General features: G+C 58.3%; 34 protein-coding genes. 17 read left to right on the forward strand and 17 right to left on the reverse strand.

Features of this window, described 5'->3' with window-relative positions; translation table 11 throughout:
* Nucleotides 1–26: 26 nt before the first annotated feature.
* The 3 genes from PHQ58_RS09640 to PHQ58_RS09650 are packed head-to-tail and all read right to left on the reverse strand — an operon-like array spanning nucleotide 27 to nucleotide 1,530.
* Nucleotides 27–524: a cytochrome C gene (locus tag PHQ58_RS09640; protein ID WP_300110416.1), complete on the reverse strand. Its 498-nt coding sequence runs from the start codon at nucleotides 522–524 to the stop codon at nucleotides 27–29.
* A gap of 38 nt (nucleotides 525–562) precedes the next feature.
* Nucleotides 563–1,156, reverse strand: coding sequence for a NapC/NirT family cytochrome c (locus PHQ58_RS09645; protein WP_300110418.1), 594 nt, complete (start codon nucleotides 1,154–1,156; stop codon nucleotides 563–565).
* A gap of 26 nt (nucleotides 1,157–1,182) precedes the next feature.
* A complete protein-coding gene (locus PHQ58_RS09650; RefSeq protein WP_300110421.1) occupies nucleotides 1,183–1,530 on the reverse strand; it encodes a c-type cytochrome in 348 nt (115 codons plus the stop codon).
* Between the two features lie 43 nt (nucleotides 1,531–1,573).
* Here PHQ58_RS09650 and PHQ58_RS09655 point away from each other — a divergent pair, with 43 nt between their 5' ends.
* On the forward strand, nucleotides 1,574–1,774 hold the full coding sequence (locus tag PHQ58_RS09655; RefSeq protein ID WP_300110424.1) for a hypothetical protein: 201 nt from the start codon (nucleotides 1,574–1,576) through the stop codon (nucleotides 1,772–1,774).
* Between the two features lie 136 nt (nucleotides 1,775–1,910).
* Here the strand turns inward: PHQ58_RS09655 and PHQ58_RS09660 are convergent, their stop codons facing one another.
* From PHQ58_RS09660 to PHQ58_RS09685, 6 genes are all read right to left on the reverse strand, one after another.
* Nucleotides 1,911–2,228, reverse strand: a complete 318-nt coding sequence (locus PHQ58_RS09660; RefSeq protein WP_300110427.1) for a hypothetical protein — start codon at nucleotides 2,226–2,228, stop codon at nucleotides 1,911–1,913.
* A 167-nt stretch (nucleotides 2,229–2,395) separates the two neighbouring features.
* Nucleotides 2,396–2,776: a rhodanese-like domain-containing protein gene (locus PHQ58_RS09665; protein WP_300110429.1), complete on the reverse strand. Its 381-nt coding sequence runs from the start codon at nucleotides 2,774–2,776 to the stop codon at nucleotides 2,396–2,398.
* 96 nt (nucleotides 2,777–2,872) lie between these two features.
* The gene (locus PHQ58_RS09670) at nucleotides 2,873–3,472 is read right to left on the reverse strand and encodes a class I SAM-dependent methyltransferase (protein ID WP_300110432.1); all 600 of its coding nucleotides are present in this window, start codon (nucleotides 3,470–3,472) and stop codon (nucleotides 2,873–2,875) included.
* A gap of 38 nt (nucleotides 3,473–3,510) precedes the next feature.
* Nucleotides 3,511–4,101 (reverse strand): DUF3365 domain-containing protein, encoded by a 591-nt coding sequence (locus tag PHQ58_RS09675; protein ID WP_300110434.1) that lies wholly within the window; start codon nucleotides 4,099–4,101, stop codon nucleotides 3,511–3,513.
* 103 nt (nucleotides 4,102–4,204) lie between these two features.
* Nucleotides 4,205–5,515: a glucose-1-phosphate adenylyltransferase gene (glgC, locus tag PHQ58_RS09680; RefSeq protein ID WP_300110437.1), complete on the reverse strand. Its 1,311-nt coding sequence runs from the start codon at nucleotides 5,513–5,515 to the stop codon at nucleotides 4,205–4,207.
* A gap of 52 nt (nucleotides 5,516–5,567) precedes the next feature.
* Entirely contained in the window at nucleotides 5,568–6,038 is a 471-nt protein-coding gene (locus tag PHQ58_RS09685) for a PaaI family thioesterase (RefSeq protein ID WP_300110440.1), read from the reverse strand.
* Nucleotides 6,039–6,251: 213 nt separating this feature from the next.
* Between PHQ58_RS09685 and PHQ58_RS09690 the strand changes: the two genes are divergently transcribed.
* Nucleotides 6,252–6,461, forward strand: a complete 210-nt coding sequence (locus PHQ58_RS09690) for a hypothetical protein (RefSeq protein WP_300110442.1) — start codon at nucleotides 6,252–6,254, stop codon at nucleotides 6,459–6,461.
* Between the two features lie 106 nt (nucleotides 6,462–6,567).
* Here the strand turns inward: PHQ58_RS09690 and PHQ58_RS09695 are convergent, their stop codons facing one another.
* Complete coding sequence (locus PHQ58_RS09695) at nucleotides 6,568–7,977, reverse strand: DUF3422 family protein (protein ID WP_300110446.1); 1,410 nt, start codon at nucleotides 7,975–7,977, stop codon at nucleotides 6,568–6,570.
* A gap of 143 nt (nucleotides 7,978–8,120) precedes the next feature.
* Between PHQ58_RS09695 and PHQ58_RS09700 the strand changes: the two genes are divergently transcribed.
* From PHQ58_RS09700 to arsB, 7 genes are all read left to right on the forward strand, one after another.
* Nucleotides 8,121–9,167 carry an MBL fold metallo-hydrolase gene (locus tag PHQ58_RS09700; protein ID WP_300110449.1) on the forward strand — a complete coding sequence of 349 codons (1,047 nt, stop codon included), beginning with the start codon at nucleotides 8,121–8,123 and terminating at the stop codon, nucleotides 9,165–9,167.
* 70 nt (nucleotides 9,168–9,237) lie between these two features.
* Entirely contained in the window at nucleotides 9,238–9,933 is a 696-nt protein-coding gene (locus PHQ58_RS09705; protein ID WP_300110452.1) for a VIT family protein, read from the forward strand.
* 184 nt (nucleotides 9,934–10,117) lie between these two features.
* On the forward strand, nucleotides 10,118–10,447 hold the full coding sequence (locus tag PHQ58_RS09710) for a helix-turn-helix transcriptional regulator (protein WP_300110455.1): 330 nt from the start codon (nucleotides 10,118–10,120) through the stop codon (nucleotides 10,445–10,447).
* A gap of 44 nt (nucleotides 10,448–10,491) precedes the next feature.
* On the forward strand, nucleotides 10,492–10,872 hold the full coding sequence (gene arsD, locus PHQ58_RS09715; protein ID WP_300110458.1) for an arsenite efflux transporter metallochaperone ArsD: 381 nt from the start codon (nucleotides 10,492–10,494) through the stop codon (nucleotides 10,870–10,872).
* Between the two features lie 77 nt (nucleotides 10,873–10,949).
* On the forward strand, nucleotides 10,950–12,785 hold the full coding sequence (gene arsA, locus PHQ58_RS09720; RefSeq protein WP_300110461.1) for an arsenical pump-driving ATPase: 1,836 nt from the start codon (nucleotides 10,950–10,952) through the stop codon (nucleotides 12,783–12,785).
* A gap of 18 nt (nucleotides 12,786–12,803) precedes the next feature.
* The gene (locus PHQ58_RS09725; protein ID WP_300110463.1) at nucleotides 12,804–13,307 is read left to right on the forward strand and encodes an arsenate reductase ArsC; all 504 of its coding nucleotides are present in this window, start codon (nucleotides 12,804–12,806) and stop codon (nucleotides 13,305–13,307) included.
* 72 nt (nucleotides 13,308–13,379) lie between these two features.
* Nucleotides 13,380–14,447: an ACR3 family arsenite efflux transporter gene (gene arsB / locus PHQ58_RS09730; RefSeq protein ID WP_300110465.1), complete on the forward strand. Its 1,068-nt coding sequence runs from the start codon at nucleotides 13,380–13,382 to the stop codon at nucleotides 14,445–14,447.
* Between the two features lie 191 nt (nucleotides 14,448–14,638).
* Here arsB and PHQ58_RS09735 read toward each other — a convergent pair whose 3' ends face one another.
* Nucleotides 14,639–15,241, reverse strand: coding sequence for a nitroreductase (locus PHQ58_RS09735; RefSeq protein ID WP_300110468.1), 603 nt, complete (start codon nucleotides 15,239–15,241; stop codon nucleotides 14,639–14,641).
* A gap of 87 nt (nucleotides 15,242–15,328) precedes the next feature.
* Here PHQ58_RS09735 and PHQ58_RS09740 point away from each other — a divergent pair, with 87 nt between their 5' ends.
* On the forward strand, nucleotides 15,329–16,084 hold the full coding sequence (locus PHQ58_RS09740; protein WP_300110470.1) for a class II glutamine amidotransferase: 756 nt from the start codon (nucleotides 15,329–15,331) through the stop codon (nucleotides 16,082–16,084).
* Between the two features lie 66 nt (nucleotides 16,085–16,150).
* A complete protein-coding gene (locus PHQ58_RS09745) occupies nucleotides 16,151–16,687 on the forward strand; it encodes a sigma-70 family RNA polymerase sigma factor (protein WP_300110473.1) in 537 nt (178 codons plus the stop codon).
* Here the strand turns inward: PHQ58_RS09745 and PHQ58_RS09750 are convergent.
* Nucleotides 16,679–17,578, reverse strand: coding sequence for a LysR family transcriptional regulator (locus PHQ58_RS09750; protein WP_300110476.1), 900 nt, complete (start codon nucleotides 17,576–17,578; stop codon nucleotides 16,679–16,681). The two genes, PHQ58_RS09745 and PHQ58_RS09750, sit on opposite strands and share 9 nt — an antisense overlap.
* A gap of 118 nt (nucleotides 17,579–17,696) precedes the next feature.
* On the opposite strand from PHQ58_RS09750, the gene PHQ58_RS09755 reads away from it, so the two are divergent.
* From PHQ58_RS09755 to PHQ58_RS09775, 5 genes are all read left to right on the forward strand, one after another.
* Nucleotides 17,697–18,479, forward strand: coding sequence for a class III extradiol ring-cleavage dioxygenase (locus PHQ58_RS09755; RefSeq protein WP_300110479.1), 783 nt, complete (start codon nucleotides 17,697–17,699; stop codon nucleotides 18,477–18,479).
* Complete coding sequence (locus PHQ58_RS09760; RefSeq protein ID WP_300110482.1) at nucleotides 18,476–19,171, forward strand: phospholipase; 696 nt, start codon at nucleotides 18,476–18,478, stop codon at nucleotides 19,169–19,171. The genes PHQ58_RS09755 and PHQ58_RS09760 overlap by 4 nt, the downstream gene beginning before the upstream one ends.
* 80 nt (nucleotides 19,172–19,251) lie before the next feature.
* Nucleotides 19,252–19,602, forward strand: a complete 351-nt coding sequence (locus tag PHQ58_RS09765; protein WP_300110484.1) for a hypothetical protein — start codon at nucleotides 19,252–19,254, stop codon at nucleotides 19,600–19,602.
* Between the two features lie 406 nt (nucleotides 19,603–20,008).
* Nucleotides 20,009–20,212: a DUF4160 domain-containing protein gene (locus PHQ58_RS09770; RefSeq protein ID WP_300110519.1), complete on the forward strand. Its 204-nt coding sequence runs from the start codon at nucleotides 20,009–20,011 to the stop codon at nucleotides 20,210–20,212.
* Entirely contained in the window at nucleotides 20,205–20,465 is a 261-nt protein-coding gene (locus tag PHQ58_RS09775) for a DUF2442 domain-containing protein (RefSeq protein ID WP_300110486.1), read from the forward strand. Before PHQ58_RS09770 ends, PHQ58_RS09775 begins: the two co-directional genes overlap by 8 nt.
* 231 nt (nucleotides 20,466–20,696) lie before the next feature.
* Here the strand turns inward: PHQ58_RS09775 and PHQ58_RS09780 are convergent, their stop codons facing one another.
* On the reverse strand, nucleotides 20,697–21,176 hold the full coding sequence (locus PHQ58_RS09780; protein WP_300110488.1) for a low molecular weight protein-tyrosine-phosphatase: 480 nt from the start codon (nucleotides 21,174–21,176) through the stop codon (nucleotides 20,697–20,699).
* Between the two features lie 94 nt (nucleotides 21,177–21,270).
* Entirely contained in the window at nucleotides 21,271–21,744 is a 474-nt protein-coding gene (locus PHQ58_RS09785; RefSeq protein WP_300110490.1) for a rhodanese-like domain-containing protein, read from the reverse strand.
* A 167-nt stretch (nucleotides 21,745–21,911) separates the two neighbouring features.
* On the opposite strand from PHQ58_RS09785, the gene PHQ58_RS09790 reads away from it, so the two are divergent.
* Nucleotides 21,912–22,778, forward strand: a complete 867-nt coding sequence (locus tag PHQ58_RS09790; RefSeq protein WP_300110492.1) for a sterol desaturase family protein — start codon at nucleotides 21,912–21,914, stop codon at nucleotides 22,776–22,778.
* Nucleotides 22,779–22,828: 50 nt separating this feature from the next.
* Here the strand turns inward: PHQ58_RS09790 and PHQ58_RS09795 are convergent, their stop codons facing one another.
* The 3 genes from PHQ58_RS09795 to PHQ58_RS09805 are packed head-to-tail and all read right to left on the reverse strand — an operon-like array spanning nucleotide 22,829 to nucleotide 24,943.
* Nucleotides 22,829–23,878, reverse strand: coding sequence for a DMT family transporter (locus PHQ58_RS09795; RefSeq protein WP_300110522.1), 1,050 nt, complete (start codon nucleotides 23,876–23,878; stop codon nucleotides 22,829–22,831).
* Nucleotides 23,879–23,900: 22 nt separating this feature from the next.
* Nucleotides 23,901–24,254 (reverse strand): DsrE/DsrF/TusD sulfur relay family protein, encoded by a 354-nt coding sequence (locus PHQ58_RS09800; protein WP_300110495.1) that lies wholly within the window; start codon nucleotides 24,252–24,254, stop codon nucleotides 23,901–23,903.
* The gene (locus PHQ58_RS09805; protein ID WP_300110496.1) at nucleotides 24,251–24,943 is read right to left on the reverse strand and encodes a metalloregulator ArsR/SmtB family transcription factor; all 693 of its coding nucleotides are present in this window, start codon (nucleotides 24,941–24,943) and stop codon (nucleotides 24,251–24,253) included. The genes PHQ58_RS09800 and PHQ58_RS09805 overlap by 4 nt, the downstream gene beginning before the upstream one ends.
* Nucleotides 24,944–25,178 lie beyond the last annotated feature (235 nt).

Below are 25,178 nucleotides of genomic sequence, written 5' to 3' on the forward strand. Positions count from 1 at the left end.
GGCACGATGATGAAGTTGCGGTTACATCAATACTTCAGCTTCAGCTTGTCCATTTGCTCTTTGGTCAAGGCTGGCACATCGCCGCGCGCAGCCATGCGGTTCAGATTCCAACCCCCTTCACCGACCCAGGCTTTCAAAACCACCAGGTTGGCGGCGCATTCTGCGTTGTTGTCCTTGTTGTCCTTTTCACACAAGTACTTGTACATATTGCCGGGCTTGCCACCCGCGTATGGGCTGGTGCCATCGTCGAGGCGGCGCATGAACGCGCCGGTGGAATTGCCGTTCACCAATTGCAAAAGGTGTTCATAGGTATCAGAGAGCGGGCCCACCTTTTCTTTCTTGGCGTACCGCTCTTCGTCCAGCTTGAACTCAGCCATGGAGGGCGAACCAGCAGCGGCAGAGTGGCATTCGACGCAATATTTTTTCAGCATCGGTGCCACATCTTTACGGTAGGTCACATCTGCAGCCATGGCAGGCAGGGCAATGGCCGCACAAGCGACAGCAGCTAAAAGATTCAATTTCATCTCATCTCCTCAGGTTAAAAGAATAAAAAATCAACACTTTATTTCGACTTGGCAGCGTCTGCCGCAAACAACTCTGAAGGCCCTAGCCCATCGGGCTCCTTGTGGGCGATGGCAAAGTGGCACTCAATGCAGGTCTTGCCTTCAGCTTTGCCTTTGGCATGGCGCGCTTGCGCTTTGGGCGTTTGAAGCTCCACACTCATCTTGTCGGCACGGTGGCAACTGCGGCAGGTATGGGAGTCACTTTCTTTCATCTCACGCCACACCCTTTGCGCCATCACCGCACGTTTGGCCTCAAACTTTTCCTTGGTGTCAATTGACGGGGAAATGTAGGTGTAGTAAATGTCCTTGGTGGCCTTAATCTTGGCCCAGATCAGCGGACCTGGTTCATGCGGCACATGGCAATCGGTGCAAATGGCTCGCACACCGGTGCGATTGGTGTCATGAATCGTGCCTTTGTATTCAGCAAAGTTGTATGACATTTCATGGCAACCCACACAAAATTCCTCGGTACTGGTGGCTGCAAGCACATAGGCACCAGAAACACCCACGCCCACCGAGAAGAACCCCAGAGCCACCAGCGACACCAACACCAGTTTCCAGCGCCTAAGCATTGTCTTGAACAAATTCTTCATCTTTATTGACCTACCCAACGGGCCGATTACCGCGTAAGGATGTAGCGTGCCACATTCTTGACAGCGGCATCATCCTTTGATTTGATTTTGACGTGTTCTTCTTTGACACCATCGATCTCGATGGTGGGGCCAGTCGTCATGTGGGTGAATAATTTGGCTTCGCCGTCTGCCTTGCCCTTGTATTTGGCTGCGGTTTTTTTGTAGGGAGGACCGTCTTTTTGCTTGTCAAGGGAGTGGCATTTGCCACACTTGCTGGCTTCAAGCAGTTGCTCGGCAGCTGGTGCATCCACCGCCTGCGCCTGCACGGACAGGGCGACACAGGTCAAGCCAACAGCAAAGAAAGCACGCAACGACAAGGTCAGGGTGGTGTTCATATCAATCCTCTTTAATGGGTTAGCTTAAGTCAACTTAAGTTTCATGGAACTGGATGTTAGGCCTATTGAAAGAACGGCGTCACGTCATTTGATTGATTTAAATCAACATAACCGCATTGACTTGAGCGGAGTCAACTCTGCTGGGCAGACAAAAAAACCGCTGGGGCACAGCGGCTTTTTTAACAAGGCATCGCCCAGTCAAGGCGACAAACGCTGGGTGTCAAAACTTTATGTTTGGCCTTGATTCTTTTCAGCTGTTCTGCGGTGATGGGCATGTCGCCACGCTTGGAAATGCCGTTCATGTGTCCCATTGGGTCGCGCCCTGGCCCACCACCCAGGCTTTTAACATGGCCAGATTCGCAGGGCGACCTTCGTCTACATCACCCAGGTACTTGTTCATGTTGCCTGGCATGGCCCCGGGCGGAGGGGTTGGTGCCGTCGTCAAGACGGTGCGTGAGGGCAGCGGTTTCTGCGCCATTGACGAGTTGCATCAGGCTCCCGTAAGTGTCGTTGCACAGGCCGACCTTGTCTGCCTTGTATTTTTCAACGCCTCTATTGAATACAGACAAAGTGGGTGAATCGGGCGGGGAATGGCATTCACCACCGTACTTTTTCACCAAGGGCTGAATTTCTTTGGCATAACCAATCTCAGCAGCCAGGCTTGGCAACGCCAACACAACACCGGCTAAAGTGACCAACAGTTTTAATCTAACTGCCAGCACATAGGTCCTAAAAGAGGTGTCGCCTACGAGCAAACCTTGTGGCAGTCACAGGATGTTATGACCGTTATTTGGGTTAATTCCCTCAAGTTTTGGGGCTTAGGCGAGTAAATTCATTTTGCTTAAGCCAGTTCAGGAAACCACCCTCAATCGAACGACGGTGTCTCAGGCTTAGCAACGGGCTTGCCCGCTGCAGCCCAGGCATCAAAACCGCCAGCGATGGACTTCACATTCAGGTAGCCCATCTCATGCAGGGCAGCTGCAGCCAGCGCGGCGCGGCCACTGGTCTTGCAATACAGCAGTACATTGAGGTCGCGCGACTGCAAAGCAGGGTTGGCGCTGAATTTGAATTCAAGCATGCCGCGCGAAATATGCACAGCACCAGCCACGTGGCCAGCGGCAAATTCATCAGCCTCGCGCACATCCGCCAGCACATCAGCATCAACAATGGCTTGGTCAGTCTCAGCCAACGTGATTTCTTGCACGCGGATTATGGCCGCTGTAACGAGGTCGTGAGCAGTTTTCATAAGGTTTTCCTGTGACAAATAAAAATTAGTTTACTATTAAATAAATAGCTGTTAGCGCTTTAAATAAAAGGGCTATAAGCCAATTATGCTTAAATATCAGATACGTTGTCCGACCCAACGCGTCACGTGGGCCAAGCCTTGGTGACTGGGGCCCTCGGCCAGCGTGATCTCTCCGTGCCAAGTCAGTACCGGTTGAATCAGGCCTTCAAAGTCAGCGCTGAGTTGCTCCGGGCTGTACAACATGTCGACATCCTTCGGGCCGCCGCTGTTGTAACCGAGTTGCGCTGGGTGAAAGGCTTCCAGCACCACCCAGGCGCCGCTGCGCAGGCCGTGCGCCAGCCGCTGATGCGCCGTTTGGCGAAACGCAGCAGGCAAGTGGGTGTAGATCAAAATCAGTGCGTCAAAACTAGCCGCAGCAGGCTGCCAGTCCGCCAGGTCAACGACCTCAGTGCGCAAGGGCACGCCACGGCTGGCCGCAAGCACTTGAGCCTTTTGCAAGCCCACAGCCGAACTGTCCACAGAGGTCACGCCATGCCCTTGCGTGGCAAGCCAGACCCCGTTACGCCCCTCACCGTCACCGGGCACCAGCACTTGGCTGACAGGCAACAGGCGATACGCCTGGTCATGCAAAAAAGCGTTGGGCTCGGTGCCGTACTTGAAGCCTGGCTCGGCAAAGCGTTGGTCCCAAAAATTCATGCGTGTAAATGGCTAAGTTGGTTCATTGGCTTCAGCGCTCAAAGTGCCTTGCGGATCGTGATGGCACCGCGAATCTGGCCCACTGAATAACCTGTGGCCTTGTCAGCCGGGTACAGCGTGTGAAGTTTTTCAGCCACTTCAGGGGTGATTTTTTCGCTGGGACCATGGCAAGCCAGGCACAGCTGTTGCGTCGGCAATGCCTTCATGTAGCGGTATTCCTTGCCCGTGGCGGTTTCAACCAGCTCGTATTTCTCAAGGGTGGCGGGCTTCTCGCCAGCGGCGGTGCGTTGGTCGAAGTCGTTCAGCGCAGCCAGTTCCCAGGCATCAGGCACCGCCTTGGGGTTGCGGTTGCGCAAGCTCACGCGGCGAATCGCCCAGCCTGTTTGTTCGGAAGCGGCCTTGGCCATTTGTGGCGCTTTTTCGCTGCACACCGCCACAGCAGAAGCTGGGCCATCTTTGGCGATTTGGGTATTGAGCATGTCCAGCAGCTTGGGCGGAACGGCACCGGCCACTTTGCGTGCATCGGTCAACATGGCGTCGTCTTGCGCAAATGCTGGCAAACTCAGCCACAGGGTCGCCCCTACAAGTGCACAGCCTACACGTCCCGCAGTCAAGATTTTGAAACTCATGGTGGTCTCCCTCAAATTGAATAAAAGGGGGCATTAAACCAACCAAAACGCCGCACCGTCTGTGACCAAGGTCACTCAGCATGGTCTCAATGGCTGACCGGGCTCAGCGACTAACTGATTCGGACTGCCCCAGCATTTCCTTGGTTACCAGAGTGATGCCGGACTCAGTAACGCGAAAGCGTTTTTTGTCCTGCTCTGGGTCCACGCCAATCACCGTGCCTTCAGGAATGACGCTGTTTTTGTCAATGATGCATTTCTTCAGGATGCAACTGCGCCCCACCTGCACGTTAGGCAACACCATCGAGTCTTCGATGGTGGCGTAACTGTGCACATGTACGCCGCTGAACAGCATCGACCTGCGCACAATGGCACCACTGACGATGCAGCCACCAGAGACCATCGAGTCAACAGCCATGCCGCGACGCGTGTCATCGTCAAAAACGAACTTGGCGGGTGGGGTCTGGGGCTGCCAGGTCCAAATGGGCCAGTTTTCCGCATACAAATTCAAGTCTGGGGTGACTTGCACCAAGTCTAGGTTGGCGGACCAGTAGGCGTCCAGCGTACCCACATCACGCCAATAAGGCGGTTTGTCAGGCTCGGTGACACAACTCTCGGCAAAATTTTGGGCAAAGGTTCGGTGGTGTTCCACGCAGCGCGGAATGATGTCTTTTCCGAAATCATGACTTGACGTAGGGTCGTCTGCGTCAAGCTGCAATTGCTCAAACAAGAAGTTGGTGTTAAACACATAAATACCCATGCTGGCCAGCGCATGGTTCGGGTCACCTGGCATGGGCTGGGGGCACGCCGGCTTCTCGGTGAAATCAACCACGCGGCCTTCTGCGTTGACAGACATCACGCCAAAACTACTGGCCTCAGCCAGTGGCACCTCAACACACGCCACGGTCAGGTCGGCCTGGTGCGCCACGTGGGCAGCAAGCACGCGGCCATAGTCCATGCGGTAAATGTGATCACCCGACAGAATCAGCACATATTCGGGCCGGGCGTGGCGGATTTCCCGCAGGTTTTGAAACACCGCATCGGCCGTGCCCTGGTACCAATGCGCTTCATCAGACTGCTGCTGTGCCGGCATGATCTCAATGAACTCATTCAAGCGCCCATCCAGAAAGCTCCAGCCCAATTGCAAATGCCGGATCAGGCTTTGCGCCTTGTACTGGGTGGCCACCCCAACGCGGCGAACGCCAGAGTTGACACAGTTCGATAAAGTGAAGTCGATGATGCGAAATTTGCCGCCAAAAGGCACCGCAGGCTTGGCCCGAAAGTCGGTCAACTCATGCAGGCGGCTGCCGCGCCCACCCGCCAAAATCATGGCAAACGTGTTGCGCGTCAGCTGGCTGACAAAACGAGGGTCCTGCCCCCGGCGCTCGCTGCCGCCCATTTCTATGCTGTTTGCCATGCTTCTAGTCCCCTTAAGTTATGAACGCAATTAAGCCCGCGGCCATTTTTTTTCAGGCAGCGGTTGCACCAAAATTTTCCGGCATCTGGATCGCCACCACTTGACCGCGCGCGGTGGCCACCCCTGCGCAGTACACAGTGGACTCGATAACCACCTTGCGACCTTTGATTTCTATCACACGACCACGAATCTCCAGCGTTTCATTGATCGGGGTGGGTTTCAAATAATCCACATGCAGCGAGCCGGTAACAAACCGAAACGCCGGCAGCGTGTCCATCTCGCGCCCATCTTGGCGGTACATGACCGCAGCCGCCGTGCCGGTGCTGTGGCAGTCAATCAGCGAGGCCAGCAGGCCACCGTAAGTAAAGCCTGGCACAGCGGTGTGAAAGGGCTCGGGGGTAAAGCGCGTCACGGTCTCGTCACCGTCCCAAAACGTCTTGATGCGGTGACCATGCTCATTTTTGGCGCCGCAGCCATAACAATGCGACAGGTTTTCGGGGTAGTAGTCTTGAAATGCTTTCATGAAGTCTCCTGTTGTATTACCCGTGCGATTTTGAACCATACAGAAATTGACCTTGGGCATCTGCCCACGGCGCTGGATTTGCGTTATTTTGGAGCAACCGGGTCGACCATCATGTAGGCTGGTTTGCCCTTGACAGGCACAATGGCGACCTCTTTACCTCTGCGTCTTTAAATCAACAAATTGGGGCGCAAGCCTTTTTTTATCATCGACCCGATGTTCAGCGCAAACCCGCCAGCTACAGTGAGCGCCATCGCGCACGCTTTGCCATCGCCCATGATATTTTTAATCTTCTTCCTTGCCGGTGTCACTTTGATGCTCAGCCTGTTTCCTGACGGGGCGATGGCCGTCTCATTGCTGGTGCCGCTTGGGCTTGTGGCGCTGGTGCGGTTGATCTTGTTTTTGACTGCAGACAAGAAGAAGTAGTTGTCCGCCAGGCATACCAGGCAGTTGGCATTTGCTACTTTAAATATAGCGTATCGCGCTTTATTTATAAGGGCTATAGCTCAATTAATTATAAATTTCCCGCTATCTAATGGGCCACATGCAGCTTGGCATGAATGCGCTGCGTGGTGCGCCACACCACCCACAACACCACCGGCACCAGAGCCCCAGCGGCCATTTCGGGGTTGATCGGCACACCGGCAGCCTTCAGTGCCTTGCCACCATAAAGCAGCAGGCTGATCACGTAATACGAAATGGCGGCAATCGACAGGCCTTCCACCGTGCTTTGCAGGCGCAGTTGCATTTCTTGCCCGTGCGTGAGCTTTTCCAGCAGCTGCTGGTTTTGCACTTCGGTGGCAATGTCGACTCGGGTGCGCAGCAAATCGCTGGTGCGCGCCACCCGCTCCGACAAGGAAGCCAACCGCTGGCCGGTAGCGGCCACCGTGGCCATGGCCGGCGAGAGCCTGCGCTGCATGAATTCGCCAATGGTCTGGGTGCCTGGAATGGCTTTTTCGCGCAGCTCGGCAATGCGCTGGCCCACCAAGGCGTAATAGGCCTGGGTAGCCGAAAAACGGTAGCTGTTTTCAGCCGTGGTGCGCTCGACGCTGGCGGCCAGGGACACCAGTGTGTCAAGCAAATCCTGATCAGAGACCGACTTGTTTTCCAGCTGGCCAGTGATCCGAACCAAATCGCGCTCGGCCTGGGCCAGCATCGGCCCCAGCTTTTTGGCCACAGGCAAACCACGCAAGGCCATCAGGCGATAGGTTTCCAGCTCCAGCAAACGCTGTGCAATGCGCCCGGCGCGGGTCTGGCTGGTGCCTTCGGGAGCGATGACCAGCATGCGCTCAAAGCCGTCAGCCTGCAGCCTGAACTGCGTGAGCGCCCAAGAATGGCCCATGGGATGGCCATAACCGTGGCGATTGGGCGACTCTGCACCCTGCCCGGCCGAATTAGGCGCGCTGCTGCCCATGAGGGACGCCACCACGGTGCGGCCACCTAGCCAGGCCACCGCCTGGGCCATCAAGGCCGGGGCATCGTCCAGCGGCGCATTCACCAAGGCCAGTTGCACAGCTGCCACGGTGCGCCCGGGAATCTGTGCCAGCCACTGCGCTGACACCGCCAACCCAGACAGCAAATCTGGCTCTGACCCACCCAGCGCCGCCTGGGCCGGCAAGGTCTGCACGATCGAGTAACGAGTGAATTCGGTGTGGCGCTCCCACTTCATGGTGAAACCGTCCAGACGCAGGCGCAAAAAGTTGTCCTGCAAGCGGGCCAGCGGCAAATCTGCCTGGCCAGGCAACTTGCACAAATGAGCGCATTCGGCATCGCGGCTGATGCCTTCGTTGAGCACGGCCACATAAGTGATCAGCGCAGGCAAGCGGATGCGCGCCGAAGGCCGGGCGTGCACCTCGTTGTGCAGCTCAGCGCGCTGTGGATCATCTGGAGGAAGCATGGAAGGGGAACCAGGCACAAAATCGGGGTCTGTGTAAGCTTGCATAGGGCTATTTTGCCGCCAACAACCCCCGGTTTTTAACTATTTGGGGTCCTGGCAGATTTCCCTTCACACCGAAAAAGCCAGCGTTTGTGCCAAACCTCCTAAATGCGATTAAAGTACCGCAATAAATAAGGAGACACTGATTTATGACAATTTTTTCAAATTCACGCACGCTGCAAGCCCATGACCGCGCGCGCCGCGGTTTTCTTGGCACCGGTTTGGCACTGGGCACCGCAGGCCTGATCATGTGGCCAGAGGCCAGGCTGCTTGCGCAGCAAGTTGGGGACTTTATTGAGGGTGCCCCCATGCCTGACATTGCACCAATACAACTCTCCAAGCATGTGTGGACAATATTTGCCGCTGATGGTTTTCCCACTCAGGAGAACCACGGCATGATGTCCAACGTGACCTTTGTCGTGACCAGCGCGGGCGTGGTGGTGCTGGATTCAGGCAGTTCGGTGCAAATTGGCCGCATGGCGATTCGCATGATCAAAAAAGTGACGCCACTGCCGGTGATTGCAGTGTTTAACACCCACGTCCACGGTGACCATTGGCTGGGCAACCATGCCTTTGCAGAAGCCTATGGCGAGCAACTGCCAATTCACGCGCTGGCTGGCACCATGAAAGAGATCCAGGGCTATGAAGGCAGCCTGTGGCGCAGCCTGATGGAACGCTGGACCAACCAGGCCACCGCCGGTACCAAAGTCGTGCCGCCCAATACCGAAGTCAAACATGGGCAAACCATGCAGTTTGGTGACATAACCCTCAAATTGCATTTTTATGGCAAGGCACACACCTCTGCCGATCTGTGCGTCCAGGTGGTGCAGGACAAGGTCACCGCTGTTGGCGACATTGCCATGGCCAACCGCATTGCCAACATTGACGATGGTTCCTACCCCGGCACCTTCAAGTATTTCAAGGAGCTGGCAGTAGCGGCGGGCGATCAGCTTTGGCTTCCCGGCCATGGCGAGGCCCGGCACGACTTGCTTGAAACTTATGGCAAGTTCCTCGCAGGTATTTGGGAGCCCTGCCTGCAAGCCATCAAGGACGGCAAGTCTGAGGCGCAAGCCAAAGTCATGGTGCTGGCGGACCCGCGCGTGGCCAGCCGGGCCACGACCATGCAAGGCTTTGACTCGAACATTGGCAAGTACACCAGCCTGGCCTACCTCGAAGCGGAAAAAGAAGCGTTTTAATCAGCGCGTGTTTGGCTGGTCGGTCCACGTAAACACGTACAGTGGGCCACCCTGACCAAAGGTGAAGACCATGACCAACACGCAAATTGAAAACCACCGCACACAACACATTGGCTGGCTGCGCGCCGCAGTGCTGGGTGCCAATGACGGCATCGTGTCTACCGCCAGCCTAATTTTGGGTGTGGCTGCGGCCAGCGCCACACAAGGCCCGGTGCTGGTAGCAGGCGTGGCAGGGTTGGTGGCCGGGGCCATGTCGATGGCAGCGGGCGAATACGTGTCGGTGAGCTCCCAGTCAGACACCGAGCAGGCTGACATTGAACGCGAAAAAATCGAACTTGCCACCGATGGCCCGCGTGAACTGGCCGAGCTGACCGCCATTTACGTTGGTCGTGGGCTCGACCACCAGCTGGCCAGACAAGTGGCCACGCAATTAACCGCCCACGATGCGCTGGCGGCCCACACCCGGGACGAGCTCGGCATCTCTGAGGCCACCAGTGCCAACCCGATGCAAGCTGCGCTGGTGTCCGCGCTGTCTTTTGTGGTAGGTGCCGGCTTGCCACTGGTCACGGCCTGGATCGTGCCCTTTGGTTATTTGACACCTGTGGTGGCAGCCACTTCCTTGCTGTTCCTGATCATCCTGGGGGGCTTGGCGGCCTACACCGGCGGTGCGGGTATTTTCAAAGGCATCGTGCGCGTGACTTTTTGGGGCGCCTTGGCGATGGTCATCACCGCAGGGGTGGGCATGCTGTTTGGGGTGTCCGTCTGAGCGCCTTCTGTACGGGCCTGATTAGCTCCTTTATGAGTAGCACTAAGCCCAATAAATGAATGGGCTACAGGTCATATAGTTGTAAATTCTTTCACGGCAATCCGGTGCCAGTATGCGCAGAGCGCAGATATCAACGCGGGCCACTCACATTTCAATGTTTCAATAATTGTTGTATCATTGAAATATGGACAAACAACTCGCCACCTCTGTTTTTGAATCCCTGGCGTCAGGCGTGCGGCTAGACGTTTACCGGCTGCTGGTCAAAGCCGGGCCACAAGGCTTGGTGGCGGGCGAAATTGGCAGCGCACTAGAAGTGCCACCCACCAACCTGTCGTTTCATCTGAAAGCGCTCAGCCAAGCGCAACTGGTGACGGTGGTGCAAGAGGGGCGTTATCAAAGGTACCGGGCGAATCTGGCGCTGATGCAGGAACTCATCGCCTACCTGACCGCTGAATGCTGCGCTGGGCACCCCGAGCAATGCCCCGAGATCTGTCTGGCGCCAATTTGCGCCTGATGCAGCCCAGATTGACCAACCCAAACATCACCCAAGGAGTCACCATGAAAAGCATTCAAGTTTTTGACCCAGCCCTGTGTTGCAGCAGCGGCGTTTGTGGCACCGATGTGGACCAAAAACTGGTCGACTTCTCTGCCGATGTGGATTGGGCCAAGCAACAGGGCGCGCACATTGAGCGCTTCAACCTGGCCCAGCAGCCCATGGCATTTGCGCAAAGCGCTGCTGTCAAGGGCTTGCTGGAACGCTCCGGCGAGGCGGCCTTGCCCATCACATTGGTTGACGGCGAAGTGGCCTTTGCCGGGCGATACCCCACACGGGACGACCTGGCGCGCTGGATCGGCACCGAAGCGGCCGTTGCCGCCAGCCCGGCAGACGCAGCAGAAACGCCCGTTGGCAGGTGTTGCTCAGGTGGTGCCTGCTGCTGAGTTGCCGGTCAGAACGACTGCCCGCCCAGACACCACCGACACAGTTGTTTGTTTTTTGCCTGATGAATGGCTTACCCATGAAATTTCTCGACCAACCCCCGCGTTTTCTGTTTTTCACCGGCAAGGGCGGTGTAGGCAAAACGTCGATTGCGTGCGCCACTGCCATCGAGCTGGCTGGCGCTGGCAAACGTGTGCTGCTGGTCAGCACCGACCCGGCATCCAACGTCGGGCAGGTGTTTAGCATCATCATTGGTAACCAGATCACGCCCATTGCCGAGGTGGCCAACTTGAGCGCACTTGAGATTGACCCGCAAGCTGCTGCCCAGGCTTACCGTGACCGCATCGTCGGCCCGGTGCGTGGCCTCTTGCCCGAGAGCGTGGTCAAAGGCATTGAAGAACAGCTCTCTGGCGCCTGCACCACGGAGATTGCCGCGTTTGACGAGTTCACCGCGCTGCTCATCAACAGCGCCCTCACCCAAGACTTTGACCACATCGTCTTTGACACGGCGCCCACCGGACACACCATCCGCATGCTGCAGTTGCCAGGGGCTTGGAGCGGTTTTCTGCAAGATGGCAAGGGCGATGCCTCTTGCCTGGGCCCGTTGGCTGGGCTGGAAAAACAGCGCACCCAGTACAAGGCTGCCGTTGACGCCCTGGCAGACGCAAAAAAAACCCGCCTGGTGCTTGTGGCGCGGGCCAAGACCGCTACGTTAAATGAAGCAGCACGCACGCATGATGAGCTGGCTGGTATTGGTCTGACCCGGCAATTTTTGGTCATCAACGGCGTGTTTCCTGAATCTGAGGTCGCCCAAGACCCGTTGGCGCAAGCCATTTGTGAACGCGAGCAAGCGGTGCTGGCCAACTTGCCCAACGCGCTGCGTGAGCTGCCGACCGACCAAATCGCGCTCCAGGCGTTCAATTTGTTTGGCCTGGCGGCCCTGAGGCAGTTGCTGCATACGCCATCAGCGACCAGCCCTCATAACAGCGTGGCGACCCAAGGTGGCCTGCCTGACCGCGCTGCGCCCGCCACCACAGCACCTGTCACGGATGCCGCCCTTGAGAGCATTCTCATCAAAGCGCCCAGCCTGGCCTCGCTGGTAGATGACATCGCCCTGGATGGCCGCGGCCTGGTGATGCTGATGGGCAAAGGCGGCGTTGGTAAAACCACGCTGGCCGCCGCCGTGGCGGTAGAGCTCGCCACCCGTGGCCACGAGGTGCACCTGACCACGTCTGACCCCGCCGCGCACCTGATGGAAACCTTGCACGGTACGCTGGCCCACCTGACTGTGAGCCGCATTGATCCGCATGAAGTCACCGAGGCCTACCGCGCCCAAGTGCTGGCCACCAAGGGTGCCAAGCTTGATGCAGCCGGCCGCGCTGTGCTGGAAGAAGACTTGCGCTCGCCCTGCACCGAAGAAATCGCCGTGTTTCAGGCGTTCTCGCGCGTCATTCGCGAAGCCGGCAAAAAGTTTGTCGTGATGGACACCGCGCCCACCGGCCACACCCTGCTGCTGCTGGATGCCACCGGTGCTTACCACCGCGACATTGCCCGCCAGATGGGATCGGGAGCCCACTTCACCACGCCCATGATGCAGTTGCAAGACCCCAGGCAAACCAAGGTGCTGATCGTCACGTTAGCCGAAACCACGCCAGTGCTGGAAGCGGCCAACCTGCAGATGGATTTGCGCCGCGCCGGCATTGAGCCCTGGGCCTGGGTCATCAACAACAGCGTGGCGGCAGCCAAGGTGAGCTCGCCCCTGCTGCTTCAACGCGCCCACAACGAACTGCACGAAATTGAGGCCGTGGCGCATCGTCACGCCAGTCGATATGCACTGGTCCCCCTTTTAAAAGACGAGCCTGTCGGCGTCAAACGCCTGACACAACTCGCTGCTAGCCTTTCTAAACCGATTTAAACCACAAGGAAATCTGACATGTCTGACAAAGCCCTCAACGTGCTGTTTTTGTGCACCCACAACTCGGCTCGCAGCATCTTGGCCGAAGCCACCCTGAACCACATTGGGGGAGCTAAGTTCAAGGCCTACTCGGCCGGCAGCAGCCCACGTGACAACCAACAGCCCAATCCCTTGGGCCTTCAAGTGTTGAAAAACGCCGGCATTTCCACTGAGGGTTTACGCAGCAAGAGCTGGGATGAATTCAGCAAGCCCGATGCGCCGCACATGGACCTGGTGATCACGGTGTGCGACAACGCTGCCGGTGAGGTCTGCCCTTATTGGCCGGGTCAACCCGCCACCGCCCACTGGGGCTACCCTGATCCCTCTGAAGGTGACGGCACAGAAGCGCAAAAGCTGGAGGCTTTTCGTCAAACCCTGCTGGCCTTCAAGCGCCGCCTTGATCTGCTGACCAGCCTGCCTGCCGACAAACTTGAAAAAACCATGCTGCAACACACCGCCCGCGATCTGGCAAAAGAGGCGTGAGACCGTGCCGGACGACATGCCACACTGGGTGCCGCAAGTTGGCGCTGCCCTTCAATTAACCAGGATCAACCGATGAGTGCCCAATGTGAAGTAACCGGCAAACGCGCCGCTGCCGCGCCAATGAGTGTGTTTGAGCGCTATCTTTCTGTATGGGTGGCCTTGTGCATCGTGGTTGGCATTGCGCTGGGGCAATTTTTTCCCGGCGTGTTCCAGGCCATTGGCCGCATGGAGGTGGCACAGGTCAACCTGCCCGTGGGCGTGCTGATCTGGGTGATGATCATCCCGATGCTGCTGAAGGTGGACTTTGGCGCCCTGGGCGAAGTGCGCCAACACATCAAGGGTATTGGTGTCACGCTGTTTGTGAACTGGCTGGTGAAACCCTTCAGCATGGCATTTTTGGCCTGGCTGTTCATTCGCACGCTGTTTGCGCCACTGCTGCCGCCTGACCAGATCGACAGCTACATTGCAGGGCTGATCTTGCTGGCGGCCGCGCCCTGCACGGCCATGGTGTTTGTTTGGAGTCGCCTCACGGGTGGCGACCCACTGTTTACCCTGTCACAAGTGGCTTTGAATGACAGCATCATGGTGGTGGCATTTGCACCACTGGTGGCGTTCTTGCTAGGGCTTTCCAGCATCATCGTGCCGTGGGATACGCTGCTGATTTCGGTCGGCCTGTACATCGTGATCCCGGTCATCGTGGCGCAGCTGCTGCGCCGGCAATTGCTGCAAAAAGGGCAAGCGGCCTTTGATGCGGCGATGGACAACATTGGCCCATGGTCCATCACTGCGCTGCTGGCCACACTGGTGCTGCTGTTTGCGTTTCAGGGCGAGGCAATTCTGAAGCAGCCGCTCATCATTGCCCTGCTCGCTGTGCCGATTTTGATTCAAGTGCTCTTCAACTCTGGCCTGGCCTATTGGCTCAACCGCGCGGTGGGCGAAAAACATGCCATCGCCTGCCCGTCGGCCCTGATTGGCGCCAGCAATTTCTTTGAGCTGGCGGTGGCCGCAGCCATCAGCCTGTTTGGTTTTCACTCAGGCGCGGCGCTCGCCACCGTGGTGGGCGTGTTGATTGAGGTGCCGGTGATGTTGCTGGTGGTGAACATTGTGAACCGCAGCAAAGGCTGGTACGAGCGGACTTGATGACTATCAATTAAATAGCTGCTTGCGATTATTCAATAAGGGCTACAGGCTATTTTTCTATAAATTCAGGGTGACCACACCAAAAGCTGGCCCCATACGTTTTATCAACGCCTGTTGAGTCGTGGTGACCCCAAATTAAAGCCTTTGCAGGTTTTCAATTTTTTTCAAAGAAGCCATTCACAAGTGTTGCGCTAAAGGCTGCTCACAAACGCCGCCACGTCTGGCCGCAAGCGCGTCGGCTTGCGCTTGACCACCGTGCCCACGTTGATGCAGCACACGGCTTGCTCGCCGTCCGACAACTTAAAAAGCTGACGCAGCGCGCCCGAGCGCATCGCCTGCCCGCTGGTCAAGCTGCTGCCAAAACCCATGCTGTGTGCACAGAGCAGAAAATTTTGAATGGCCGCCCCCACCGACACCATGCGCTCAAGCGGTTCAATGTCAGGCTCACACGGCCCCAGGCGGGCAATGGCCAGCGCCAGAAAAGGCGCGCGAAAGGCTTTCTCACGGGCCTGCTCAATTTGCTCTGGCGTGGCGTTGGCATCGCGCTCGATCAACGCCTGGCCAAACACGTCGGCCAACAAGGCGCGTTTGTCCGATGGCACCAGCACAAAACGCCAGGGCATCACCACGCCATGGTCTGGTGCAGCGGCAGCGCAGCGAAACATGTCACTCACTTGATCAGCATTGGGCCCGGGCACAGCCAGGCGCTTGGGCAAAATGTTTTGCCGGGAGGTGATCAGGGTCAGCGCAAAGCTGGCTTCGTCGCTGGGAATGGTGTCAACAGGTGGCGTCATGTGACTATGGTAGCGGCTTGCAAAGCACGCTCCATAATGCAACCAACTCCCTCTTGCAGACCCACAACCAACTCGGACAACACGCCCATGTGCGAACTGTTTGGACTCTCTTCAAAACACGCGCCGTCAGCCAGCGACTTGCCACTGCCAGAGTTCCGCTTGCGCGGCGGTGCCATCGCCGACAACCCGGACGGCTGGGGCATTGCCTGGCGCCAAGGCACTGCGTTGCAGCTTGAAAAAGAGCCGCTCCCCGGCCACAACAGCGCACGGTTTGCAGAACTCATCGACACATTGCAGTCGGGGCTGATCCTGGCGCACATCCGCAGGGCAACTTCGCCGCCCGTCAACACGCCGGGCAACACCCACCCGTTTCTGCACACCTACTGCGACCGGCCCTGGGCCTTTGCCCACAACGGCAACGTGCCGGAGATGATGGCGGCACAAACTGCCGAATGCAACGCCATTTGCCACCCCGACGGCCAGACTGACTCGGAGTTTGCCTTTTGCCACTTGCTGCGCCACCTCACCGGCCACTACCACTCACCCGGCACAGATGACGATTGGCTGGGCATTTTGGTAGCTATCAGCGGCCAAATTGCAGCCCATGGCAAGTTCAACTTTTTACTCTCTGACGGCAAGCTGCTGATTGCCTACGGGCATAACCGCCTGCACTACCTGCACCAGCCCGTGTCGGCGGACGCCACCCAAACCGTGGCCATGGTGGCCACCGAGCCGCTGGGCGAGCCCTCCCGCTGGACGGCGTTTGCGCCTGGTGAGCTGCGCATTTACCAGGATGGCGCGTTGCTCAAGCAGCTTTCAACCCACTCTAGCCGGCCTCAATAGCTATTTAATTTATAGCTACTAGCGCAATCAATATATGGGCTAGAGGCTATTTTTATATATGAAATCATGAACTGTCTGACAAACGCCTGGGCCGCCCACTCAGGGGAACTGCGAGGCTGGTTGCGCCAGCGCGTGAGCAGCCCAGCCGAGGCCGACGACCTGCTGCAAGACCTGTTCATCAAGGCGCTGCGCCAGGGCGACCGCTTTTGTGACCTGCACAACGCGCGCGCCTGGCTGTTTGAAGTGGCCCGCAACACCCTCACCGACCACCTGCGCGTGCACCGCGACACCGTTGAATTGCCCGACGACCTGGCGCAAAACGTGGATGATGTTGACACCGTGGACGTGCTCACCGCCTGCCTGCCCCGGGTGCTGTCCGAGCTAAGCCCGCAAGACCGCGACGCCATCACCGCCTGCGACCTGCACGGCATGAGCCAGGCCGACTTTGCTGCTGCGCATGGCCTGAGCCTGAGCGCCGCCAAATCCCGCGTGCAACGCGCCCGCGTGCGGTTAAAGGCGCAGATGTCGGTGGCGTGCCAGGTCAGGCTGGACGACACCGGCCGTGTGACCGACTTTGTGCCGCGCAACCCCAGCTCACCATGACGGCCCGCGCCCGGCGAGTTGCCCAGCCAAAAAATCAATCAGCATCCTGACCTTGGCCGACACGTGTTTTCGGGTCGGGTACACCGCATGAATGCCCAGCTCGCCAGAGCGAAACAGGGGCATCAATTCCACCAGCGTGCCTGCAGCCAAATCTGACCCGACCAGAAAAGTGGGCTGCAATATCACCCCTTGGTGCGCCAGCGCGGCAGCGCGGCAGGTGTCGCCGCTGTTGGTTCGAATACACGGCCGGGTGGTGACGCTCACCTGCCCTTGCGGCCCATCAAAGCGCCAGTCGTCCCTGCCCGACCAATAGCTGTAGGCAATCACCTCGTGCTGGGCCAGTTCACTCGGGTGTGTGGGCATGCCGTGTGCCGCCAGGTACTGCGGCGACGCGCACATCACCAAACGTGTGCGGCTTAACTGCCGGCTCACCAGGCTTGACGCCTCCAGCGTGCCGATGCGAATGGCCAGGTCGTAGCCGTCCTCCACCAGATCCACCACCCGGTCAGACAGCGTGATGTCCAGCGTGACGCGCGGGTTTTGCGCCTTGAACACGCCCCACAGCGGCGCCAGGTGCAAGATACCAAAGGTCACCGGGGCGTTGATGCGCAGCAGGCCGCTGGCCAGGTCGCTGCGCGACGTGACCTCAGACTCAGCCTCGTCCAGCTCGGCCAGCAGCGCTTTGCTGCGGGTGTAAAACACTTGGCCTTCTTCGGTCAGCGACAGCCGCCGCGTGGTGCGGTGCAGCAGCCGCACGCCCAGGCGGGTTTCCATGTCCACCACGTAGCGCGACGCAGCCGCCTTGGATAAATTCAGCGCATCAGCCGCTTTGACAAAGCTGCCCGCATCCACCACGGCGTTGAAGGTCTGCATTTCAAGGAATCGGTCCACTGTCTCTCCTGGTGAAACAATTAATATAAATTTAATGCGTTTATCTTCTTGCGATAGTTTAATAAAGTACAGCCCATGCCTGACGCAATGCCGCGCCGGCCCCTTGAAGGATCACACCATGCATCAAGCCCCTGTCTTTTTTATCTCGCACGGCGCGCCCACCTTTGCCATTGAGCCCGGTCTGCTGGGCCCTGCTTTAGGCAAACTCGGTCAGCAACTCTCACAAACCAAAGCCGTGCTGGTGGTGTCACCCCACTGGCAAACGCGTGAGGTGCAGGTGATGAGCACCGCCAAACCAGAAACCGTGCATGACTTTGGCGGCTTTCCGGCCGCACTGTACAAGCTGCGCTACCCCGCCAGCGGCCAGCCCGACCTCGCCAAAGAAGCCGCGCGGCTGCTGACAGAAGCCGGTTTTGCCAACACCTTTGACGATCAGCGCGGGCTGGACCACGGCGCCTGGGTGCCGATGATGCACTTGTTGCCCGACGCTAATGTGCCGGTGTTTCAGGTGTCGATGCCGCGCACACTGACCACCGCGCAGGCGCTGAAACTGGGCCAGGCGTTAGCCCCGCTGCGCGCGCAGGGGGTGGTCATCTTGGCCTCTGGCAGCATGACGCACAACCTGTATGAATTCAGCCCGTATGCCACGCGGGCAGAACCTTATGTGCAGGAATTTGCCGCCTGGGTGCGCGCCGCCGTGCAGGCCAAGGCCACGGATTCATTGGTGGCTTACCGCGAACTTGCCCCACACGCCCAGCGCGCCCACCCATCTGAAGAGCACTTTTTGCCGCTGCTGGTGGCGCATGGTGCCCGTGGTGACGACGAAGTGCATGTGATTGACGAGAGCGTCGAGCACGGCATGTTGTCGATGGAATCGTATGTGTGGGGAATGCCAGCATGAACACCGCACCTGTACAACCCGGCGAATTACAAACCGGCACGCCCATGGGCCTGGCTTTTCGGCTGATTCAACCCGCGCCCGCCCAAGCGCGCCGCTGCGTGATCTTGTTGCACGGTGTGGGCAGCAACGAGGCCGATATGGTCAGCCTGGCCATCGGCATGAGCCCGGACACCCTGGTCATCCTGACGCGTGGCCCACTGACTTTGGGCCCCGGCCAATACGCCTGGTTTCGCGTGGCATTTGGCGCCAACGGACCCAGCCCCAACATCGAAGAAGCTGAGCGCAGCCGCCTGACGCTGGTGCATTTTGTGCAGCAGGTGCAGGCCACCTACGGCATAACGCCTGCCAATACGGTCATCGCCGGATTCAGCCAGGGCGGCATCATGAGCACCAGCGTGGGCTTGAGCGCGCCAGACATCGTGGCTGGGTTTGGCCTGCTGTCGGGTCGCATCCTGCCGGAACTGGCGCCGCACCTGGCACCGCAGGCGCAGTTGGCCAAGCTGAAAGTATTTGTCGGCCACGGCGAAGATGACCGGGTGCTGCCCGTGGCCTGGGCGCACAAGTCTGATGCCTGGCTCACTGAGTTGGGTGTACCGCACGAGCTGCACCTGTACCCGATGGACCACGGCATCAGCAACGAGATCCACGCTGACTTTTTGACCTGGCTGGCTGGCGTATGGCCGAAGCCTTGAGCGCAGCCACACCATGACCGAGTCCAACTTTCAAACCGACATGACCACGCGCTACGGTGCCGCGCGTGCGATCGTGCCCGATGCGACCACGCTGGTGCGTTGCGGTGGGGCGTGGGCGCGTGCCAGATGCCGTGCTAACCCTGGCCATTGGCGCCGACAAAACAGCCAGCGAGCACTTCAAACACACGCCACCCAGCCCGCTGGAGCTTGAAAACGCCATCGTCACCGTGGAGGACGAAGTCACCCGCGCGCGCGACTTGATGCCAGCCGGTGCCCGCATCTGCACCACCGACCCGGCCATCCGCGAGATTGCGCTCCTATCAGGCGTATCAGGCTTGACCGAAGGCGAGCCCCTGCGCCTGTCGCTGGACGCCATGGAGCGCACATTTAACCGGCTCACACAGGTGTCACTCGGTCGGCCCGCCGTTTGAAGGCCTGCCTGCCAGCAACACCTTTGCCGCCACGCTGCTGATCCTGCGCGAGTTCATGCATCACCTGCAGTTTGCTGACATCACCGTGCTTGAGCACTAGAGCGACTGAGGTTTATTACTTCTATTTTGATAGCTTCTTGCGCATGTATTACCTGGGCTAGAGGCTGATTTTGCTTATAACTTTTCAGTGTGTGCTGCCCGCCTAGAATGGCCGCATGCCCAAAGAAGCCCAAGCCCGCAGGCGCAGGTGGATGCGATGGGCAACAACTTTGACTGTTGCCGCGGACCCAAAAATTAGTTGCCCGAGTGCGGGGCTTAGGCGCAAAACCACCTTGATTGCAAAACAAACAGATTCAGCCATACTTAGCCTCACCATGCCAACAGTCCTTCGTATCGGCCCGTACCGATTTTTCTTCTACGCAACGAGAATGATGAGCCGCACCATATTCATGTGCAGCAAGACCGTATGTTGGCAAAATTTTGGCTCCAGCCGGTGTCGCTTGCCCACAGCACCGGGTTTTCGCCGCAGGATTTGAGCAAGCTTCTGACCCTGGTAGAAGCCAATCAATCAACTTTTGTGGAGGCCTGGAATGAGTTCTTTCATGTTTAAAGTTCAACCCAAAGCGATGGCCATCGTTTGTTCGGATGACGAATTGAGGGTATCTCTCACGGACGGGCGGACGCTGTCGGTTCCTCTGGCCTGGTTCCCGAGGCTGGCGCACGCAACACACACGGAGCGGGCCGACTACGAAATACTGGGCGACGGTGAGGGCATTCACTGGCCTCAGGTGGACGAAGATATTTCAGTTGTGGGCTTGCTGGCTGGTCAACCGTCCGTAGAAGTCAAAGCCGCATTTGCGTGATTCTGAACACATCGGAAGTCGTCTGCTCATAGTGTCATCGTCGTTGCCGATTAATGCCGACCAAGCCCCCCGCGCGCGAGTTTGACCCGGGGCTTGATACGCCGTTATGGAACTGGGAACCATCGAGAGCTTGAATTGATTGCCCGAAAAAAGCCATCTATTTCATAGCTTCTTGCGCAGATAAATAAAGGGCTACAGCCCGTTTTTACATCAATATGTAAGGCCTGTGACCTACTTTTGCACCTGCCGCCGCACATGCCCCAGCAGCCCCTCACACGCATCCTCCACCAAATCCAGCACGGTCTCGAACCCGTCCGCACCTTCGTAATACGGGTCGGGCACCACGGTGGCATCAAACGTCTGGCAGAACTCGGTCAGGCGGCGCAGTTTGTGCTGGTGTTCTGGCGGACAGTCGCCTTGCAGCAGGGCCAGGTTGTCCCAATCCATGGCCAGAATCAGGTCAAACTTGGCGTAGTCGGCGTCTTGCACCTGGCGGGCGCGCAGGGCCGACAGGTCATAACCCCGCAAATACGCGTGCGACTGCGAGCGCTCGTCTGGCGCACTGCCGGGGTGGTAGTTGTGTGTGCCGGCCGAATCCACCTTGACCGCATCTGACAGGCCCGCCAACAACACCTTTTTTTGGAACACGCCGTCAGCCGTGGGGCTGCGGCAAATATTTCCCATACACACAAAAAGAACCGAATAGGTCATAGGTTTTCTTCACGCAAAATACTATGTTTTTTATAGCTACTAGCGCAATATTTACGTGCGCTATAGCCTCATTTTATTCAAACAGTTTCAGCGCTCAGTGGCTGACTGAGCCGGTGGCCTTGGCGGCAGCGTCCAGACCGCCTTTGGCTTTCCACTCGGCAAACCCACCTTGCAAAATGCGCACATTGTCATAGCCTGCCACACGCAGCGCAAACCCCGCCTGGGCTGACAGTGAGCCGGTGTTGCAGTACAGCAGCACGGGTTTGTCTTTGGGGATGCGGCTGCGCTCGGCCAGCGCGCGACGCCACTCGATGTTGATGGCGTTGGGGATGTGGTCTTTGGCAAACTGGGTGGCGTCGCGGGCGTCAATCACCACAAATTTCTGCCAGTCGTCCCTGGGAATTTGCTCGGGGAAGATGGTGGCGCCGCCATAGTCCACGAAGTCAAGGTAGGCCTCCATGGCGTCAATCGCGGCTTTGTCTTGCGCCAGGGCCGTAACGGGAGCGGCGTTGAGGGCCAGGGCGGCCAGCCCCGCGACGACGAGGCGGCGGCAAAGAAAATTTTTCATAGGGTGATTTGTCCAGGGTTGGGGGCTTGGAAATTGTCCACGTTTTTGTGATTTTAACCAACGATCTAACAATCGAACGATTATTAGAATGTAGCACTAGAATCACGCGACGACGCAGACACATCTGCTTGCATGCCAACCTGAACCCGGCACAAATGGAGACCCCAATGAACTTCGAGCCATTCGTCCTCGGCCACGAGCCCGCCATCCGGCTGGGCTTCTTTGTGGGTGTTTTTACACTGGTCGCGTTATGGGAGGTGGCCGCGCCCCGGCGTGTGCTGACGCTGTCCAGAACCCTGCGTTGGACCAGCAACCTGGGGCTGGTGGTGCTCAACACCATGCTGCTTCGCCTGCTTTTCCCGATCGCGGCGGTGGGCTTGGCGGCCTTTTGCGCGGCCCATGGCTGGGGTTTGCTCAACCACTTCGCGGTGCCGGTCTGGCTGGCGGTGCCCCTGGCCGTCATCGCCATGGACTTTGTGATCTGGTTGCAGCATGTGATGGTGCATGCGGTGCCGCTGCTGTGGCGCTTGCACCAGGTGCACCACGCTGACCCGGACTACGACCTGACCACCGGGGCGCGCTTTCACCCGATCGAGATTGCACTGTCGATGCTGATCAAGTTCGCCACCCTCACGGTGCTTGGCCCCTCGGTGTTGGCCGTGATGATTTTTGAGGTGATGCTCAACGCCACCGCCATGTTCAACCACGGCAACATCCGCCTGCCCGCCAAGCTCGACGGCGCATTACGTTGGATTCTTGTGACCCCCGACATGCACCGGGTGCATCACTCGGTGGAGAGCGATGAATGCAACACCAACTTTGGCTTCAGCCTGACCTGGTGGGACCGCCTGTTCGGCACCTACCGCGCCCAGGCCCGTGCGCCACAGACCACCATGGCCATTGGCCTGCATGGCCACACCCACCCGAGTGAAGTGGCGCGGCTGGGCGGCATGCTAATGATGCCTTTCAGGACGCAGGCTGATGGTTATGCCATCAACCGCCGTCAGTGGTCTGACAAGACACCAGCATCATGAACAAGAAGAAACAGAGACGCGTCCGTGATGACCGAACAGGCTAGAGCCCATCACGAATGCGGATGCCGGTGGTGAATGTCTGGATAGTGCGCGTGGCTGTGTGCAAGCGGCGCATGTTGATGCGTGTGGGTGTGGGGCTCGGTGCCGTCCCAGTCGGCCGCATGGCTGTGCTGGTGGTGGGCATCGTGGCGGTGCGCGTGCGCGTGCGCCATTGCGGCATGCTGGTGGTCGTGGGCGTGGTGTTCCGTCAGGTGCAGCCAGACCCCTGCGGCCATGAGGCCCGCCGCCAGCCAGAAAACCGGGCTGACTGGCTCGCCAAACAACCCAATGGACAGCGCCGCACCGACAAATGGCGCGGTTGAAAAATACGCCCCGGTGCGAGCTGTACCCAAGCCACGCAAGGCCAGCACAAACAGCACCAGGCTGAAGCCGTAGCCTAAAAATCCAATCAGCATTGCGCTCGACACCAGGCTGGTGGTCGGCCATGCCGCGCCCAACGCCAAGCCCAGGCCAGTATTGACGCAGCCCGCCACCAAGCCCTTGCTGCCGGCAATGAACACCGCATCGGTGGCTGACACCTTGCGCGTGAGATTGTTGTCAATGGCCCAGGCCAGACAGGCCCCAGCCAGTGCCAACGGGCCAAACCAGTCAACCGACACATCGCCGCTGGGCCAGGCCAACACGGCACCTCCCGCCACGATCAGCGCCATGCCGAGCACGATGCGCCGGTCAGTGCTTTCCCGGAAGACCAGCCAGGCCAGCACTGCGGTCAGCACCGACTCCAGGTTGAGCAGCAGTGATGCGGTGGCAGCAGTGGTGTGTGCCAGTCCCACCATCAACAACAGTGGCCCGAGCACACCGCCAAAAACAATCGCCCCCAGCAGCCAGGGCCATTCATGGGCCGGTAAATCGGGTGATGCCCACCCCTTGTCACGCAGCAGCCGGATCGCGGCCAGTCCCAGACCGCTGCCCAGATACAGCAAACCTGCCAGTAAAAATGGCGATGAGGTCAGCCCGTCGTCGATCAATTGCTTGGCAAACGGCGTGCTGGCCCCGAACAAAATAGCCGCGCCCAAGGCAGGCAAGGCGGCACGGTGCATGGATGTCAACGGACGACTTGGCTCAGAACACCAGCACTTTGGCGGCTTCTGCCGTCCAGGCGGCCAGTTGTGCCAAGGTGCTGCGGTTGGCCCCTTCCACCATCTCGGTTTGCGTGACACCGCGCGCATCCATGCAGGTACCGCAAAGGGCTACCTCACCTTTGCGAATGATCTTGCCCAGCATCAGTTGCACGTTGTAGTAGCCCTCAGGCACCTTTTGCCCGGCCTTGGCACAAGTCACCGCATCGGCCATCAGAAAAAGGCGCACCTGCTGCCCTTCCAGCCCCGCCAGCGCAGCAGCCAGTCGCAAGGCGTTGTAAGCACGTTCGTTGCCGTAAGGGGCATCGTTCAGGATAAAAAGTGTGGTGTTGCTCATGGTGTGCCTTTCGTGTTGACTGGCATTGCGGGGGATTCAATGGCAAAGCCGGCGGCAAGCCATTCACTGACACCATCAGTGGTTTTTTTGGCGCGGTAGCCGCGCGCCAGCAGCAGCTTGACGGCCGCATCCGACATCACACAAAACGGCCCACGGCAATAGGCCACGATGTCGGCACCCAGCGGCAGCTCACTGATGCGCTGCTCCAATTCAGCCAGAGGCAAGGAGCGGGCAAACGGCAAATGCGCCACTTCAAATTCAGCCTGTGGCCTCACGTCAATCACCACCACCTGACCGTTGCGCGCCTGCGCCAATAAATCAGCCCGGCTGGTTTTGACCAGGTAGTCAGGCTCGGCCATCAATTGCTGCAAGGCCAGGCGCATTTCAACCAGATGCTCTTCGGCCACGGTGCGCAACGACACCCCCAGTTGTGCCACGTCAGCGCCGCTGAGGCTGTAAAACACATACTTACCCTCGCGGCGCGACTGCACCAGGTTGGCGTCGCGCAAGGCCTTGAGGTGGGCACTGGCCAGCTTGACATCAATGGCCAACTCAGCCGTGAGCATTTCCACGCTTTTTTCGCCCTGCGCTAGCATTTCCAGCAACTCCAGGCGTTTCGGGCTGGCAAAGGCTTTGCCAATGCGGGCGACTTGTTCGTACAAGAGGTCTTTGAGTGTGCGTTCGTTCATGGCTTACATTCTAATATCTTCAAGAATGAATAGCCTCCACAGCCATTCACTTGTGCATGTTTGAATATGCTCTGTAATCAATAGTTTCTTACGCATATAGGACAAGGGATAAACCGAGATTGTTCATTAGGACTTCTGCCGACTTTGGCGGCACAATAACTGCTCACATTTTCTTGTGGATTTCTAATGGCATCCATTAGAAATAGCTCAATGAAATCAACGCTGTTGTTCTGAA

The sequence above is a fragment of the Rhodoferax sp. genome (genome assembly GCF_028688795.1).
In the GTDB taxonomy this organism is placed as follows: Bacteria; Pseudomonadota; Gammaproteobacteria; order Burkholderiales; family Burkholderiaceae_C; genus Rhodoferax.